The 15,152-nt window shown below is 73.9% G+C and carries 15 protein-coding genes; 12 read left to right on the forward strand and 3 right to left on the reverse strand.

What is annotated here, in order from left to right; all coding sequences use genetic code 11:
• Positions 1 to 27: 27 nt before the first annotated feature.
• Positions 28 to 717, reverse strand: a complete 690-nt coding sequence (locus ACZ68P_RS19120; protein ID WP_471007746.1) for a FadR/GntR family transcriptional regulator — start codon at positions 715 to 717, stop codon at positions 28 to 30.
• A 246-nt stretch (positions 718 to 963) separates the two neighbouring features.
• Here ACZ68P_RS19120 and ACZ68P_RS19125 point away from each other — a divergent pair, with 246 nt between their 5' ends.
• The 4 genes from ACZ68P_RS19125 (at position 964) to ACZ68P_RS19140 (ending at position 5,561) form a co-directional block, all read left to right on the forward strand.
• Positions 964 to 2,328 (forward strand): glutamine synthetase family protein, encoded by a 1,365-nt coding sequence (locus ACZ68P_RS19125; protein WP_471007539.1) that lies wholly within the window; start codon positions 964 to 966, stop codon positions 2,326 to 2,328.
• Between the two features lie 8 nt (positions 2,329 to 2,336).
• A complete protein-coding gene (locus ACZ68P_RS19130) occupies positions 2,337 to 3,710 on the forward strand; it encodes an aldehyde dehydrogenase family protein (RefSeq protein ID WP_471007543.1) in 1,374 nt (457 codons plus the stop codon).
• A gap of 5 nt (positions 3,711 to 3,715) precedes the next feature.
• Positions 3,716 to 4,498: a 3-oxoacyl-ACP reductase gene (locus ACZ68P_RS19135; RefSeq protein ID WP_471007546.1), complete on the forward strand. Its 783-nt coding sequence runs from the start codon at positions 3,716 to 3,718 to the stop codon at positions 4,496 to 4,498.
• 142 nt (positions 4,499 to 4,640) lie between these two features.
• A complete protein-coding gene (locus ACZ68P_RS19140) occupies positions 4,641 to 5,561 on the forward strand; it encodes a DUF2510 domain-containing protein (protein WP_471007549.1) in 921 nt (306 codons plus the stop codon).
• Positions 5,562 to 5,582: 21 nt separating this feature from the next.
• Here ACZ68P_RS19140 and ACZ68P_RS19145 read toward each other — a convergent pair whose 3' ends face one another.
• The gene (locus tag ACZ68P_RS19145; protein WP_471007551.1) at positions 5,583 to 6,785 is read right to left on the reverse strand and encodes an amino acid deaminase/aldolase; all 1,203 of its coding nucleotides are present in this window, start codon (positions 6,783 to 6,785) and stop codon (positions 5,583 to 5,585) included.
• Between the two features lie 400 nt (positions 6,786 to 7,185).
• Between ACZ68P_RS19145 and ACZ68P_RS19150 the strand changes: the two genes are divergently transcribed.
• The 3 genes from ACZ68P_RS19150 (at position 7,186) to ACZ68P_RS19160 (ending at position 10,474) form a co-directional block, all read left to right on the forward strand.
• The gene (locus ACZ68P_RS19150) at positions 7,186 to 8,421 is read left to right on the forward strand and encodes a hypothetical protein (protein WP_471007554.1); all 1,236 of its coding nucleotides are present in this window, start codon (positions 7,186 to 7,188) and stop codon (positions 8,419 to 8,421) included.
• Complete coding sequence (gene mycP / locus ACZ68P_RS19155) at positions 8,418 to 9,602, forward strand: type VII secretion-associated serine protease mycosin (RefSeq protein ID WP_471007556.1); 1,185 nt, start codon at positions 8,418 to 8,420, stop codon at positions 9,600 to 9,602. The genes ACZ68P_RS19150 and mycP overlap by 4 nt, the downstream gene beginning before the upstream one ends.
• 131 nt (positions 9,603 to 9,733) lie before the next feature.
• Positions 9,734 to 10,474: an SseB family protein gene (locus tag ACZ68P_RS19160; protein ID WP_471007558.1), complete on the forward strand. Its 741-nt coding sequence runs from the start codon at positions 9,734 to 9,736 to the stop codon at positions 10,472 to 10,474.
• Positions 10,475 to 10,642: 168 nt separating this feature from the next.
• Here ACZ68P_RS19160 and ACZ68P_RS19165 read toward each other — a convergent pair whose 3' ends face one another.
• Entirely contained in the window at positions 10,643 to 11,011 is a 369-nt protein-coding gene (locus tag ACZ68P_RS19165; protein WP_365719564.1) for a DUF1844 domain-containing protein, read from the reverse strand.
• Positions 11,012 to 11,330: 319 nt separating this feature from the next.
• On the opposite strand from ACZ68P_RS19165, the gene infC reads away from it, so the two are divergent.
• The 5 genes from infC to ACZ68P_RS19190 all read left to right on the forward strand — a co-directional run bounded on the left by infC (position 11,331) and on the right by ACZ68P_RS19190 (position 15,089).
• Positions 11,331 to 12,053 (forward strand): translation initiation factor IF-3, encoded by a 723-nt coding sequence (infC, locus tag ACZ68P_RS19170; RefSeq protein WP_471007747.1) that lies wholly within the window; start codon positions 11,331 to 11,333, stop codon positions 12,051 to 12,053.
• Between the two features lie 123 nt (positions 12,054 to 12,176).
• Complete coding sequence (gene rpmI / locus ACZ68P_RS19175) at positions 12,177 to 12,371, forward strand: 50S ribosomal protein L35 (RefSeq protein WP_019884943.1); 195 nt, start codon at positions 12,177 to 12,179, stop codon at positions 12,369 to 12,371.
• Between the two features lie 105 nt (positions 12,372 to 12,476).
• Positions 12,477 to 12,863, forward strand: coding sequence for a 50S ribosomal protein L20 (gene rplT / locus ACZ68P_RS19180; RefSeq protein WP_125652405.1), 387 nt, complete (start codon positions 12,477 to 12,479; stop codon positions 12,861 to 12,863).
• A gap of 179 nt (positions 12,864 to 13,042) precedes the next feature.
• The gene (locus ACZ68P_RS19185) at positions 13,043 to 13,882 is read left to right on the forward strand and encodes a TrmH family RNA methyltransferase (RefSeq protein WP_471007561.1); all 840 of its coding nucleotides are present in this window, start codon (positions 13,043 to 13,045) and stop codon (positions 13,880 to 13,882) included.
• An 82-nt stretch (positions 13,883 to 13,964) separates the two neighbouring features.
• The gene (locus tag ACZ68P_RS19190) at positions 13,965 to 15,089 is read left to right on the forward strand and encodes a sensor histidine kinase (protein WP_471007564.1); all 1,125 of its coding nucleotides are present in this window, start codon (positions 13,965 to 13,967) and stop codon (positions 15,087 to 15,089) included.
• Positions 15,090 to 15,152: the final 63 nt, after the last annotated feature.

The raw sequence follows: 15,152 nt of genomic DNA on the forward strand, positions 1-15,152 counted from the left end.
CCCGGCCCGCCGGGGCGCCACGGCTCCTCACGTCAGGAAGCCGCGGAGCAGCGCCGCCGTGCCGCCGCAGTGCTCGCGCATGACCTCGCGGGCCGCGTCGGCGTCCCCGTCCAGCACGGCCTCCACCAGGGCGGTGTGCTGGTGCTGGGAGTGCTCCAGGTTGCGGACAAGGAGCGGGATGCAGTCGAGCAGATCGTTCACCGTCGCCCGGACGCCCGCGTACTGCGCGGTGAGCGTCGGCGATCCCGACAGCTCGGCCAGGGTGAGGTGCAGCAGCGTGTCCTGGCGGCGGTAGTCGCCCAGCGGGGCGTCGTGCGTCGCCACCAGTGCGGCGCGCAGCCGGGCCGCGCCCCTGTCGTCGAGGCCGTGGGCGGCGCAGAGCCCGGCGGCGCCGACCTCCAGGACCTCGCGGAACCGCAAGGTGTCCTCCATGTCGACGGAGGCGATCCGGCGCCGCAGCTCCTCCTCGTCGGCCGTCTGGGTCCGGGGCAGCACAAACGTTCCGCCGTACCGTCCGCGGCGGCTCTCCACCAGACCCTGCTCCTGGAGGACCTTCAGGACCTCGCGCAGGGTGACGCGGCTGATCCCCATCCGGTCGGCCAGCTCCCGTTCGGCCGGCAGGCGCTCGCCGCCGGGCACGAGTCCGAGGCGTACCACCTGGAGGATCTGCTCCAGCGCCTCCTCGAAGCCGTTGCCGGCCCGCACCGGCCGCAGCACGGGCGTGAGCCGGTCCGGCGCGCCGGCGCCCGAGCCCGTCCCCGTCCCCGTGCCCGAGGCCGCTCCCGTGCCCGCTTCCGTACCGGCGCCCGAAGTCGCACCGGCGCCCTCTTCCGCGCCCGTCGTCACGCCCGTCACCGGGTCCGTCCCTCCGCCGATCTTCGCCACGTCGCGGTTTCCCCTTCCCAAGCAATGGTCTTCGGCAATACCTTATGGCTCCCGGCTGGCCGAAGGAGGAGTCATCCCGTGGCAGACCGCCAAGCCCCGCTCTCCGTCGAGGACCTGCGTGCCCTCGTCGCGAGCGGTGAGATCGACACAGTCGTCCTGGCCTTCCCCGACATGCAGGGGCGGCTCCAGGGCAAGCGGTTCGCCGCACCGTTCTTCCTCGACGACGTCCTCGACCGCGGCACCGAGGGCTGCAACTATCTCCTGGCCGTCGACACCGAGATGAACACGGTCGGCGGATACGCGATGTCCTCCTGGGACCGGGGGTACGGCGACTTCGCCATGCTCCCCGACCTCTCCACCCTGCGCCGCGTCCCCTGGAACGAGGGTACGGCGATGGTCATCGCCGACCTCGCCTGGAACGACGGCTCACCCGTCGCCGCCGCGCCCCGCCAGATCCTCCGCCGCCAGCTGGAACGGCTCGCCGAGCACGGCTACACCGCGCACGTCGGCACGGAGCTGGAGTTCATCGTCTTCAAGGACACCTACGAGCAGGCCTGGGACGCGAACTACCGGGGCCTCACCCCGGTCAACCAGTACAACATCGACTACTCCGTCCTCGGCACCGGCCGGATCGAACCCCTGCTGCGCCGCATCCGCAACGAGATGACCGGCGCCGGACTGACCGTCGAGTCCGCCAAGGGCGAGTGCAACCCGGGGCAGCACGAGATCGTCTTCCGGTACGACGAGGCCCTGGTCACCTGCGACCAGCACGCCGTCTACAAGACGGGCGCCAAGGAGATCGCCGCCCAGGAAGGCGTCTCGCTCACCTTCATGGCGAAGTACAACGAGCGCGAGGGCAACTCCTGCCACATCCACCTCTCCCTGCAGGACGCCGACGGTACGAACGTCATGGCCGGTGACGGGCCCGGGGGCATGTCGGAGATCATGCGGCACTTCCTCGCCGGGCAGCTCGCCGCCCTGCGCGACTTCTCCCTCCTCTACGCCCCCCACATCAACTCCTACAAACGCTTCCAGCCCGGCTCCTTCGCCCCCACCGCCGTCGCCTGGGGCGTCGACAACCGCACCTGCTCCCTGCGCGTCGTCGGCCACGGCCGCTCGACGCGCTTCGAGAACCGCCTCCCCGGCGGAGACGTCAACCCCCACCTCGCCGTCGCCGGACTCGTCGCGGCCGGTCTGTACGGCATCGAGCAGCGGCTCGAGCTGCCCCCGGCCTGTGAGGGGAACGCCTACAGCGCCGACTACGCGCACGTCCCCACCACCCTGCGCGAGGCCGCCGAGCTCTGGGAGACCAGCCCCATCGCCAAGGCCGCCTTCGGCGACGAGGTCGTCGCCCACTACCGCAACATGGCCCGCGTCGAACTCGACGCGTACGACGCCGCGGTGACCGACTGGGAACTGCGCCGCTCCTTCGAACGCATGTGAGGAACGAGTTGCCGCACGAACTGCTTGTCCTGAACCCGGCGACCGAAGAGGTCGTCGCGACCGTCCCGGCCGCCACACCCGAGGACGTCGACGCCGCCGTCGTCCGCGCGACCGAGGCCCAGCGCGGTTGGGCCGCCGCGGCCCCCGCCGACCGGGCCCGGCTGCTGCGCCGCTTCGCCGCCGTCGTCGACGCCCACACCGAGGAGCTGGCCCTCCTCGAAGTCCGCGAGGCCGGTCACACCCTGGGCAACGCCCGCTGGGAGGCGGGCAACGTCCGCGACCTGCTCGACTTCGCCGCCGGGGGAGTGGAGCGGCTCAACGGCCGCCAGATCCCCGTCGCCGGCGGGATCGACATCACCCTCCTCGAACCCCTCGGCGTCGTCGGCGTGATCGCGCCGTGGAACTTCCCCATGCCGATCGCCGCCTGGGCCACCGCCCCGGCCCTCGCCGCCGGCAACGCGGTGATCCTCAAGCCCGCCGAGACCACACCGCTCACCGCGCTCCGCCTCGCCGAACTCGCGCTCGACGCCGGACTCCCCGAGGGCCTCTTCCAGGTCCTGCCGGGCGAGGGCGCCGTCGCGGGCAACGCGCTCGTCGAACACCCCGGCATCGCCAAGATCGTCTTCACCGGCTCGACACGGGTCGGCAAGAGCATCATGGCGAAGTGCGCCGGCCAGGTGAAGCGCGTCACGCTCGAACTCGGCGGCAAGAGCCCGAACATCGTCTTCGCCGACGCCGACATCGAGGCGGCGGCCGCAGCGGCGCCGATGTCCTTCCTCGACAACAGCGGCCAGGACTGCTGCGCCCGCACCCGCATCCTCGTCCAGCGATCCGTGTACGACCGCTTCCTCGAACTGCTCACCCCCGCGATCGAGGAGATCGTCGTCGGCGACCCCGCCGACGAGAGCACCCACATGGGCCCGCTGATCTCCCGCGCCCAGCTGGAGCGCGTACGGGCGTACGTCCCCGACTCCGCGCCCGCCATCCGCGGCAAGGCCCCCGAGGGCCCCGGCTTCTGGTTCCCGCCGACCGTCCTCACCGGCGTCGCCGAGGACGCGCCCTGCGCCGTCGAGGAGATCTTCGGCCCCGTCGCCGTCCTCCTGCCCTTCGAGGACGAGACCGACGCGATCCGGCTCGCCAACGCCACCGAGTACGGACTGTCCGGCTCGATCTGGACCCGGGACGTCGGCCGCGCGCTGCGCGTCTCCCGGGCGGTCCGAGCCGGGAACCTGTCCGTCAACTCCCACTCCAGCGTCCGCTACTGGACCCCCTTCGGCGGCTACCGGCAGTCCGGCCTCGGCCGTGAACTCGGTCCCGACGCGCTCACCGCCTTCACCGAGACCAAGAACGTCTTCATCAGCACGGAAAGCACGGAGGCCTGAACCCCATGACCGACTCGATCGTCTGCCGGCGCCTCGTCGGCCGTACCGCCGTCATCACCGGGGCAGGCAGCGGCATCGGGCTCGCCGCCGCCCGCCGCCTCGCCTCCGAGGGCGCGAACGTCGTCTGCGGCGACATCGACGCGACCTCGGGCAAGGCCGCCGCGGAAGAGGTCGGCGGCACCTTCGTCCAGGTGGACGTCACCGACCCCGAGCAGGTCGAGGCGCTCTTCAAGACCGCCTTCGACACGTACGGCTCCGTCGACATCGCCTTCAACAACGCCGGCATCTCCCCGCCCGACGACGACTCCATCCTCACCACCGGCCTGGAAGCGTGGAAGCGCGTCCAGGACGTCAACCTCACCTCCGTGTACCTCTGCTGCAAGGCCGCCCTGCCCTACATGCGGCAGCAGGGCCGCGGCTCGATCATCAACACGGCCTCCTTCGTCGCCGTCATGGGCGCGGCGACCAGCCAGATCTCGTACACCGCGTCGAAGGGCGGGGTCCTCGCCATGTCCCGCGAGCTGGGCGTCCAGTTCGCCCGCGAGGGCATCCGGGTCAACGCGCTCTGCCCCGGGCCGGTCAACACCCCGCTCCTCCAGGAGCTGTTCGCCAAGGACCCGGAGCGCGCCGCGCGCCGCCTCGTGCACATCCCGGTCGGCCGGTTCGCCGAGGCAGAGGAGATCGCGGCCGCCGTCGCCTTCCTCGCCAGCGACGACTCCTCCTTCGTCAACGCCACCGACTTCCTCGTCGACGGCGGCATCTCCGGCGCCTACGTGACCCCCCTCTAGGGCGCCCGCGTCCCCTCCCGCTCCCCACCCACCCGGCAGCCGGGCGTCGCGAGGCGCCCGGCCGTTCCACGACGACAGCGCCGGCGGCCGGCCGGCGGGACTGGCGTGTACGGGCCTTGAACCCGCCCTCTAGGGTGGCCGGATGAGCATGACGACCCCTCCCGGCTGGTACCCGGACCCGACCACGCCCACCCTCGAACGCTGGTGGGACGGCACGGCCTGGAGCGCCCATACCCGGCCCCTGCCGGGCGTCGCCCCGCTCCCGGTCACCGCTCCGCAAGCGGTCGTTGTTCCTCCGCGCGCCCGCCCGGGCAAAGCCGTCGCCCTGGGCGCGATGGCGGCCGCCGCCGTCGCGGCGACCGTGGTCGTGGGCGTCCTCGTCCTCGGCGACGAGGAGGAGGACCCGGGGACCGCAGGACCGCCCCCGGCGAGCCCGACCACCACCTCGGCGGCCCCCACCACGTCGTCCTCGGCCGGCCCGCCGAGCGAGGACCCGACGCGCGTGGCCGACCAGCTCAACGGCATCAGCCTCCCCGTGATCGACGGCTGGGAGAAGCCGCGCTACACCGCGGGCGGCATGCCGACGGTCACGACCGTCGGCACCTACCCCTGCCCGGGCGCGCCCACCATCGACTGCCGTCGCGGCACGGTCGACTCCCGCACGCCGTCCGGCACGGACGCCGCCACCCCGGAGGCGCTCGCCAAGGAGGACATCGCCCTGGCCGCCGACGCCTTCTACGAGGACGACGTCCTCGGCAACCGCCCCTACGGCGGGATCGTCTCCCACCGGCAGATCGCGGCCCGCCCCGCCGTCGTCGCGGGCCGCACCGGCTATCTGGTGCGCTGGCGGGTCACCACCGGCAAGGGGCCCGGTGCCTACGTCCAGTCGCTGGCCTTCCCCTCCCCGCTCGGCAGCGAGTCCCCGGTCGTCGTCCGCTTCGCCTTCGACGCGGGGCCCGACGGCCCGCCGCTCGCCGCGATGGACGAGATCATCCGGGGGATCCTCCCCATCGGCAGCACGACGAACGGCGGCGTGGGCGCCCCGATCACCCCGGGGTCCTGACCGGCCGGATCCCGGCGCCGCTCAGAGGAACGTGCGGCCCTCGCCCCGGTAGGTCGGCACGGTCGCCGTGATCCGGTCGCCCTCGACCAGCCGAAGGCTGTCGAACCGCTCGCACAGCTCACCGGCCTTCGCGTGCCGGAACCACACCTTGTCTCCGATGAGCAGGTCGTCGGCGGGGGAGCCGAGCAGGGGCGTCTGGACTTCGCCCGGCCCCTCCTGCGGGTCGTACCGCAGTCCCTCCGGCAGGTACGGCACGGGCAGCCGGTCCGGCCCTGCCGCGCCGGACGCCGGATAGCCGCCTCCGAGCACCGTCACCACGCCGACGCCGGGACGCCGCACGACCGGCTGGGCGAAGAGGGCGGCGGGACGGCCGGTGAAGGACGTGTAGTTGTCGAAGAGGCGCGGCACGAAGAGCCCCGACCCGGCGGCGATCTCGGTCACCGCGTCCTCGGCCGCCGTGTGCTGCACGCTGCCCGTGCCGCCGCCGTTGACGAACTCCAGGTCCGGTGCGACCGCCCGCACGGCACGGACCACGGCGGCGCGGCGCTCCGCCAGCTCCTTGCGGGCGGCGGCCTGCATCAGCCGGATCGCCCGGGAGCGCAGCGGCCGCCCGGCGAGCGCGTCCCCGACCCCGGCGACATGCCCTTCGTACGCCATGATCCCGACGAGCCGGAAGCCCGGGCGGCGGGCGACGGACCGGGCCAGCTCGGCGAGCTGGGCGGGCTCGCGCAGCGGGGAGCGCAGGGCGCCGACCCGGATCCGCCCGCCGAGCAGCCGGAGGGAGGTGTCGAGCTCCATACAGACCCGGATCTCCTCGTCACCGCCGGCGCGGGCGTGGTCGATGAGATCGAGCTGCGCCGGGTCGTCCACCATGACGGTGACGGCGGCGGCGAGCTTGGGGTCGCCGGCCAGCTCGCCGAAGGCGGCCCGGTCGGCGGAGGGGTAGGCGAGCAACACGTCGTCGAAGCCCGCGCGGGCCAGCCACAGGGACTCGTCGAGCGTGAACGACATGATCCCGGCGAAACCCTCGCGCGCCAGGACCCGCTCCAGCAGCGCGCGGCACCGCACGGACTTGCTCGCCACCCGGATCGGCTTGCCGCCGGCCCGGCGGACGAGATCCTCGGCATTGGCGTCGAACGCCTCCAGGTCGACGATCGCCACGGGCGCGTCGAGATCGGCGGTGGCCCGGTCGTACCGGGCCCGGTCGGCGGCGCGGGGAGTCATGGGCCGAGCTTGCCAGACGGGGTTACGGCAGGGTAGCCCCTCGGTTCCCGAGCAGGGGGGAACAGCCCGTAGAGTGACGGGCATTGCCAGAACGACCAGGGGGACGGGTATGACCACCGACGCGCACCCTCCCACGTCGTCCCGCATCACCGAGGCGCTGCTCCCGCCGACGCCCCCGGCCCCGGCCCCCTCGCGCCCCGCCGACGACGCGCGCTCCTCCACGACGCCCCCCTCTCCCCGGACGTCCGGCCCGTCCTCCGCGTCAGGTCCCTCCGCGCCCGGCTCCTCCCCGACGCCCGCCGTTCCCCGGACGTCCCGCCCGTCCGCGTCCGGCCCGTCCTCCGCGTCAGGTCCCTCCGCGCCCGAGAACGCCCCGCCGCGCCCCGCCGGAGCCCCGCGCATGCCGGGAAGCCCTCCCTCGCGACCCGGCGGCACACCGTCCGCCGGCGGAGGCAGCGGCCGCCCCGGCATACCGCCGCAGCCGGCCGAGGCGCCCGCCGTCGAGACGACCGCCCGGCTCCGGCCGATCCGCGACACCGACCCCTCTCCCGGTACCGCGCCCCGCACCGGCACGACGCCCGTCGTCCGGCGGGCCGACGCGCCTCGCACGCCTGGCGACCCCCGCCGCCCCGAGCACGCCACGGACGCGCCCCGCCCGACCGTCGACCCCCGCCGCCGCCCGGAACCGCCCCGGCCCGCCGCTCCGTCCGGGCCCGCGTACGCCGACTCCGCGTACGCCGCCTCGGGCCGTCCCGCCGCCCGGCCCGAGGCGGAGTGGCCGGCGCGGGACGCACAGCCGGAGCAGGCGTACGGGACCTACGGTGCCTACCGGGCGTACACCGTGCCGCCCGAGACGCTCACCGAGACGACCACACGGCTCCGGCCCGTCCGCGAGCGCCGGGTCGGGCGCGTCGTCGCGGCCGGCGTGTGCCTCGTCGTGGGGCTCGGGCTCATCGGCGGCGCGGCCGCCGGGGCCGTCCTCGCGGCCGGCGACGTGGGCGAGCCCCCGGAGCCCCCCGGCTTCTCCCTGACCAGGACCCTCTGGCACAACGCCCCCGTGGACACCCTCTTCCCCCGCACCCTCAAGGGCCCCGAGGCCGGACCCGGCGACGCCGCCCGCACCTGGACGCGCGTCGTCGTCGCCCCCGACGCCCCGTGCTCCGCCGCCGTCCTGCCCCGGAGCGTCCTCACGGCCCTGCGCCCGGCAGGCTGCGACCGGGTCCTGCGCGCCACGTACACCGACGCCACCGCCAGCAGCGTCATCACCGTCGGCATGGCCTTCACCCCGGCCGACCCCGCCACCATGCGCTCCCTGGGCGGGCCGCTGATCGGCGACGACGTCCCCCCGCCACTGTCCGCGCCGGGCACGGTCGCCGAGCGCTTCGGCGCCGGCCAGCGCGCCAGCTGGTGGACGCGCGCCCTGCCCGACCTGCCCGTCGTCGTCTTCTCCGTCTCCGGGTTCGCCGACGGCCGCTCCGTCAGCCCCGAGCCCGCCGCCCAGGCCATGACCGCCGACCGGACCACCGCGCCCGCCCAGGCCGGCCTCGGCCACGAGGCCAAGGGAGTCGCCGACGGCATCGAGCGCGGCCTGCGCACGACCGTGGCCACGGCCGCGACGAAGGACGACGACCGGTGACCGCCCGCCGTACCCGTACCGCCGCGACCCTCCTCGCCGCCGCCTTCGCCGTCCTCCCGGCCACCACCACCCCCGCACACGCCGACAGCATCCGCGCCCAGCAGTGGGGCCTGGAAGCCCTGCACACCGAGGAGGCGTGGCGCACCACCGAGGGGGAGCGCGTCACCGTCGCCGTCCTCGACACCGGCGTCGACGCCGACCACCCCGACCTGGCCGGCTCGGTCCTCACCGGCACCGACCTGATCGGCTTCGGGGCGCGGAAGGGCGACCGCGCCTGGGCCCGTCACGGCACCGCCATGGCCGGCATCATCGCCGGGCACGGCCACGGCCCCGACCGCCAGGACGGCGTCCTCGGCGTCGCGCCCCAGGCCAGGATCCTGCCCGTCCGGGTCATCCTCGAAGGAACCGACAAGGCCCGGGACAAGGCCCGCAAGTCCCGTGGCACCGCCCTCGCCCAGGGCATCCGCTGGGCCGTCGACCACGGCGCCGACGTCATCAACCTCTCCCTCGGCGACGACTCCGAGTCCGCCCACCCCGACGCCGGCGAGGACGCAGCCGTCCAGTACGCCCTCGCCAAGGGCGTCTCGGTCGTGGCCTCGGCCGGCAACGGCGGCGAGAAGGGCGACCACATCTCCTTCCCCGCGGCCTATCCCGGCGTCATCGCCGTCACCGCGGTCGACCGCTACGGCACCCACGCCTCCTTCTCCACCAGCCGCTGGTACGCCACCGTCAGCGCGCCCGGCGTCGACATCGTCATGGCCGACCCCGACCGCCGCTACTACCAGGGCTGGGGCACCAGCGCCGCCGCCGCGTTCGTCTCCGGCGCCGTGGCGCTCGTCCGCTCCGCCCACCCCGACCTGACCCCCGCCCAGGTCAAGAGGCTGCTGACCGACACCGCCCGCAACCGCCCCAAGGCCGGCCGCAGCGACGCCAAGGGGTACGGGACGGTCGACCCGGCCGCCGCGATCGAGGCCGGGGCCGCGCTCAAGGGCGCCGACCCCAGGAACGCCGCCGCCGGCTACGGCGGGCGGTACTTCGGGCCGGGACCGAGCCCGGACGCCGACGACGGCGAACCGGTCGGCCTGCTCGCCCCCGTCGCCGGAGGTCTCGGAGCCCTGCTGCTCGCCGCCGCGGTGGTCCTGTGGCGCACCGCCCACACCGGCCCCCGCCCGTCCCGCTGAAACCCCGACCGCCACCTCGTCCCGGATCCCGCTCGGCTCGCCTCACCGCCCGCCCGCGCCCCGCCGGCCGCCCCGGGCTCCTGACCCGGACCGGGGGCCGGCGCCGTATGCGCGGCGGCTAGGCTCGTCGCGTGGCGCTCAAGAACATCCCTGACCCCGGTTTCTCCGACGACGACGGCACCGCCGACCCGCGGCTCGCCCAGGCCCTCGCGGCGTGGGCGGAGGACAGAACCGCCCACGGCCCCGTCCTCCGAGCGCTTCGGGACGCGCGCCTGCTCGTGCCCGTCGTGGCCGTGCTCGGCGAGGTCGAGGAGGATCCCGACACGGGGCTGCGCCGCGAGAAGACCAGCGACATGGCCGTGCCCACCCTGACCGCGGGCGACCGCCGGGCGCTGCCCGCCTTCACCTCGCTGGCCTCCCTGGCCCTGTGGGATCCGGCCGCCCGCCCCGTCGCCGTACCGCTCCACCAGGCGCTCCAGGCGGTCGCGCACGAGAAGGCGGACACGCTGGTCCTCGATCTGGCGGGACCCGTGCCGTACCAGGTGACCGGTCCGGCCCTGCTGGCCCTCGCGGAGGGCCGCCACAGCGTGGACCCGTTGGAGGACCCGGCGGTCCGGGAGGCGGTCCGCGCCGCCGTCGCCACGGAGCCCGCCGTGCTGCGCGCCCATCTCGGCCCCGGCAGCGCCGACGGCACCCTCGCCCTGGTCCTGGCGCCGGACGCGGCCCCGGCGGAGGCCGCCCAGCGGGTCGCCCGGCTGCTGGCCGCCGACGAGACGCTGAGGGCCCGCCTGGTCCGCGGCCTCGACCTGGCCCTCCTGCCGGCCGGCGCCACGCCCCCGGGCGAGCCCTTCTACGTCAGGGACGGGGCCTGACCGCGCGCAGGGCCACAGCCTGCGCGCGTACGGACGAGGCGATCGCACGGGACGTGGAACGCGCCTGGGCCGACGTGCGCCGGGGGGCCCGTCCCCGGGCCGCGTACGCATGACGAAGGGGCGGGACCCGTCCGGTACACGGGTCCCGCCCCTCCTGTGACGACAGCCCTAGCCGTACACCGGCCCGGTGTACTTCTCGCCCGGCCCCTGGCCCGGCTCGTCCGGGACGAAGGAGGCTTCGCGGAAGGCGAGCTGCAGGGACTTCAGACCGTCCCGCAGCGGCGCCGCGTGGAAGGAGCTGATCTCCGTGGCGCCGGCGTCCAGCAGGCCCGCCAGGGCGTGGATCAGCTTGCGGGCCTCGTCGAGGTCCTTGTGCTCCTCGCCCTCCTCGGTGAGCCCGAGCTTCACCGCGGCGGCGCTCATCAGGTTGACGGCGACCGTCACGATCACCTCGACGGCCGGGACCTCCGCGATGTCGCGGGTCATGGCGTCGAAGTCGGGGGAGTCCGCGGACTCGGTGTGGGGCGTTTCGCTCATGCCCCACACGATAAGCCGCGGTGGGCGGGGGAGCGCCGGGGGTCCTCCGTTAGCAAAGCGGCGCGGTCGGTGCTAACCTTGTGTAACGACCGGCCGGACACATGTGTGCCCGGCCCACAAGTGGAGGCTCCGACTTCCCACCTGACCGCCCTCACGGGCGGCGGGTCACCGGTCAGGTGGCGCCCATCGTTCCGTACGGACGATGGAAGCCGCCCGATGTGCGCCCCGCGGTTGACCGCGGCGGTGCTCCGGTATTTCCGTGGAGCCCCGCCTGTGTCCCGTCCGGGGCATTTTTCTTGTTCCGGCGCGGTTGGTCTCACTGAAACAGACATGCGCGTCCGTCCGCCAGGCGGTCGCGTGGTGCTACCGAGGAGGATCCATCAGCGCCGAGCCCCGCATCAACGACAGGATTCGCGTTCCCGAGGTGCGACTTGTCGGACCCAGCGGCGAGCAGGTCGGGATTGTTCCGCTTGCCAAGGCCCTGGAGCTCGCACAGGAGTACGACCTCGATCTGGTCGAGGTCGCGGCGAACGCCCGTCCGCCCGTGTGCAAGCTCATGGACTACGGGAAGTTCAAGTACGAGTCGGCCATGAAGGCCCGTGAGGCGCGCAAGAACCAGGCGCACACGGTCATCAAGGAGATGAAGCTCCGGCCGAAGATCGACCCGCACGACTATGACACCAAGAAGGGTCACGTCGTCCGGTTCCTCAAGCAGGGCGACAAGGTCAAGATCACGATCATGTTCCGTGGTCGTGAACAGTCCCGCCCCGAGCTTGGCTTCCGTCTGCTGCAGCGACTGGCTTCGGACGTCGAGGAGCTTGGCTTCATCGAGTCCAACCCGAAGCAGGACGGCCGGAACATGATCATGGTTCTCGGCCCCCACAAGAAGAAGACCGAGGCCATGGCCGAGGCGCGCGAGGCCCAGGCCGCGCGCAAGGCGGAGCGTCAGGGCGGTTCGCCCGACGAGTCCGCCGAGGCCCCGGCCCCGGAGACCGCGACCGAGGCTTCCGCCGAGGCCCCGGCCGAGAACCCCGAGGCGTGACCCGAGGGGCTGCCCTCCAGGCAGCCCCGGGCCTCGCCCGGAACCACCACATCAAGAATTGACGCTCCCGGTCGTCCGGTGCCCGCACCGGGGGGAGCGCCACTGACGAGGAGATACGGCGCGATGCCGAAGAACAAGACGCACTCCGGTGCCAAGAAGCGCTTCAAGATCACCGGCTCCGGCAAGGTGCTGCGCGAGCGCGCCGGCAAGCGCCACCTGCTCGAGCACAAGTCGTCCAAGCTGACGCGCCGCCTCACCGGCAACGCCGAGATGGCCCCGGGCGACGCGGCCAAGATCAAGAAGATGCTGGGCATCTGACTGATCTCCGGCTCCCGGTGACCGGGAGCCACCGGCCCAGTCCGGGCCCCATTCGTTTCCGGGTCGTGTGAGTCCAACCACGACCCCGCTACAAGGAGTTAACAAGTGGCACGCGTCAAGCGGGCAGTCAACGCCCACAAGAAGCGCCGGGCGATCCTCGAGGCGGCCTCCGGCTACCGCGGTCAGCGTTCGCGCCTGTACCGCAAGGCCAAGGAGCAGGTCACCCACTCGCTGGTCTACAACTACAACGACCGCAAGAAGCGCAAGGGCGACTTCCGTCAGCTGTGGATCCAGCGCATCAACGCCGCTGCCCGCCAGAACGGCATGACGTACAACCGCCTCATCCAGGGTCTGAAGGCCGCCAACATCGAGGTGGACCGCAAGATCCTCGCCGAGCTGGCCGTCAACGACGCCAACGCGTTCGCCGCGCTGGTCGAGGTCGCGCAGAAGGCTCTGCCGGCCGACGTCAACGCCCCGAAGGCCGCCGCCTGATCTCCCAGGCCGCAGTGCTTCTGCCCGGACCCGCAGGCCCCGCGCCTGCGGGTCCGGCGCGTTCCGGGGACACCGGGGCCCCAGGGCGGTCCGCCCGCCCGGCACCCGGCCCCCTCCCGCGACACCCGCACCCCGCCTCGCACCCCTCTCGTACGCACGAAAAGAGAGCCGCCGACCCCATGGGCACCCCCGAGCTGATCTCCCCGCGTTCGCCGCGCGTCGTCGCCGCCCGGCGGCTCGCCAAGCGCAACTTCCGGGGCAAGGACCGCCTCTTCATCGCCGAGGGCCCGCAGGCCGTCCGCGAGGCCGTCGAGCACCGCGGCAGCGGGGGCGAGCCCACGCTCGTCGAGCTCTTCACCACCGTCGAGGCCGCCGAGCGGTACGCCGGGATCGTCGACGCCGCCCACGCGGCCGGGGCCCGGGTCCACCACGCCTCCGACGCCGTCCTCGCCGAGGTCTCCCAGACCGTCACCCCCCAGGGCCTGGTCGGCGTCTGCCGCTTCCTCGACTCGCCGTTCGAGGAGATCCTCGCCGCCAGGCCCAAGCTGGTCGCCGTCCTCGCCCACGTCCGCGACCCGGGGAACGCCGGCACCGTCCTGCGCTGCGCCGACGCCGCCGGAGCCGACGCCGTCGTCCTCACCGACGCCTCCGTCGACCTCTACAACCCCAAGTCCGTCCGCGCCTCCGTCGGCTCCCTCTTCCACCTCCCGGTCGCCGTCGGCGTCCCGGTCGAGCAGGCCGTCGCCGGTCTGAAGAGCGCGGGCGTACGGATCCTGGCCGCCGACGGAGCCGGCGAGGACGACCTCGACGACGAGCTGGACGCCGGCACCATGGGGGGACCCACCGCCTGGGTCTTCGGCAACGAGGCGTGGGGCCTCCCCGAGGAGACCCGCGCGCTCGCCGACGCCGTCGTACGCGTCCCGATCCACGGCAAGGCCGAGAGCCTCAACCTCGCGACGGCCGCCGCCGTGTGCCTGTACGCCTCCGCGCGTGCCCAGCGCCCCCGAACCACCGTCTGAGGGGGTCCACTCCGTCACCTCCACCTAGTAGGGTGACGGGCTCGGGGGCCCACTGCGCTACACGGAGGGGTGGGGAGCGGGGATGACGGTCGGCACGGACAGGCCCACACACGGACGGGGCTCCGAGCCGCGTGCCCCGGAGCACGGCCACCGGCCCGGCATCGACCCCGACGACCTGCCCGACGGACTCGTCGTCGCCGACGCGACCGGCCGGGTCGTCTGCTTCAACGCCGCCGCCGCCCGCCTCACCTCCGTCTCCCGCGACGACGCCCTCGGCGCCCCCCTGGAGCAGGTCCTGCCCCTGGAGGACCTCAAGGGCCGCCGCTGGTGGACGCTCACCGACCCCTACGGCGGGCTCGCCACCCGCCGCGGCCAGCCCGAGCGCAATCTGCTCCTGCCCGGCGGCCGCGAGGTCCTCGTCTCCGCCCGCTACGTCCGCGAGCACCCCACCGGCCCCGTCCTCCGGGTCGTGGTCTCCCTGCGCGGCACCGAGGCCCGCCGCCGTACCGAGCTGAGCCACGCCGAACTGATCGCCACCGTCGCCCACGAGCTGCGCTCGCCCCTGACCTCCGTCAAGGGCTTCACGGCGACCCTGCTCGCCAAGTGGGAGCGGTTCACCGACGACCAGAAGCGCCTCATGTTGGAGACCGTCGACGCCGACGCCAACCGCGTCACCCGGCTCATCGCCGAGCTCCTCGACATCTCCCGGATCGACTCCGGCCGGCTCGAGGTGCGCCGCCAGCCCGTCGACATCGCCGCCGCCGTCGGCCGCCACATCCAGGCCCACACCGCGGGCGGTCAGTCCCCCGACCGCTTCTTCGTCCGCGTACGGCCGGGGCTGCCCGATCTCTGGGCCGATCCCGACAAGATCGACCAGATCCTCGGCAACCTCCTGGAAAACGCGGTGCGCCACGGCGAGGGAACCGTCACCATCGAGGTGGCGCCCACCTGCGCCACCACCGACGGAGAGAAGGGGACGGCGGTCACCGTGAGCGACGAAGGACCCGGCATCCCCGAGGAGTCGATGGGGCGCGTCTTCACCCGTTTCTGGCGGGGAAGCAAGCGCGGTGGCACCGGACTCGGCCTCTACATCGTCAAGGGCATCGTCGAGGCCCACGGCGGCACCATCACCGTCGGCCGCGGCCCCCGCGGTGGCGCCGAGTTCCGATTTATCCTGCCCGTGGCTGCCCCGGCCTATCTCGCCTGACGAGATCATCGGCCGCCCGGCCCGCCCACGGGCTCATTCGCGTCCTCGCACCCCGTTAGACTC

The organism is Streptomyces sp. NPDC036822, assembly GCF_055609145.1.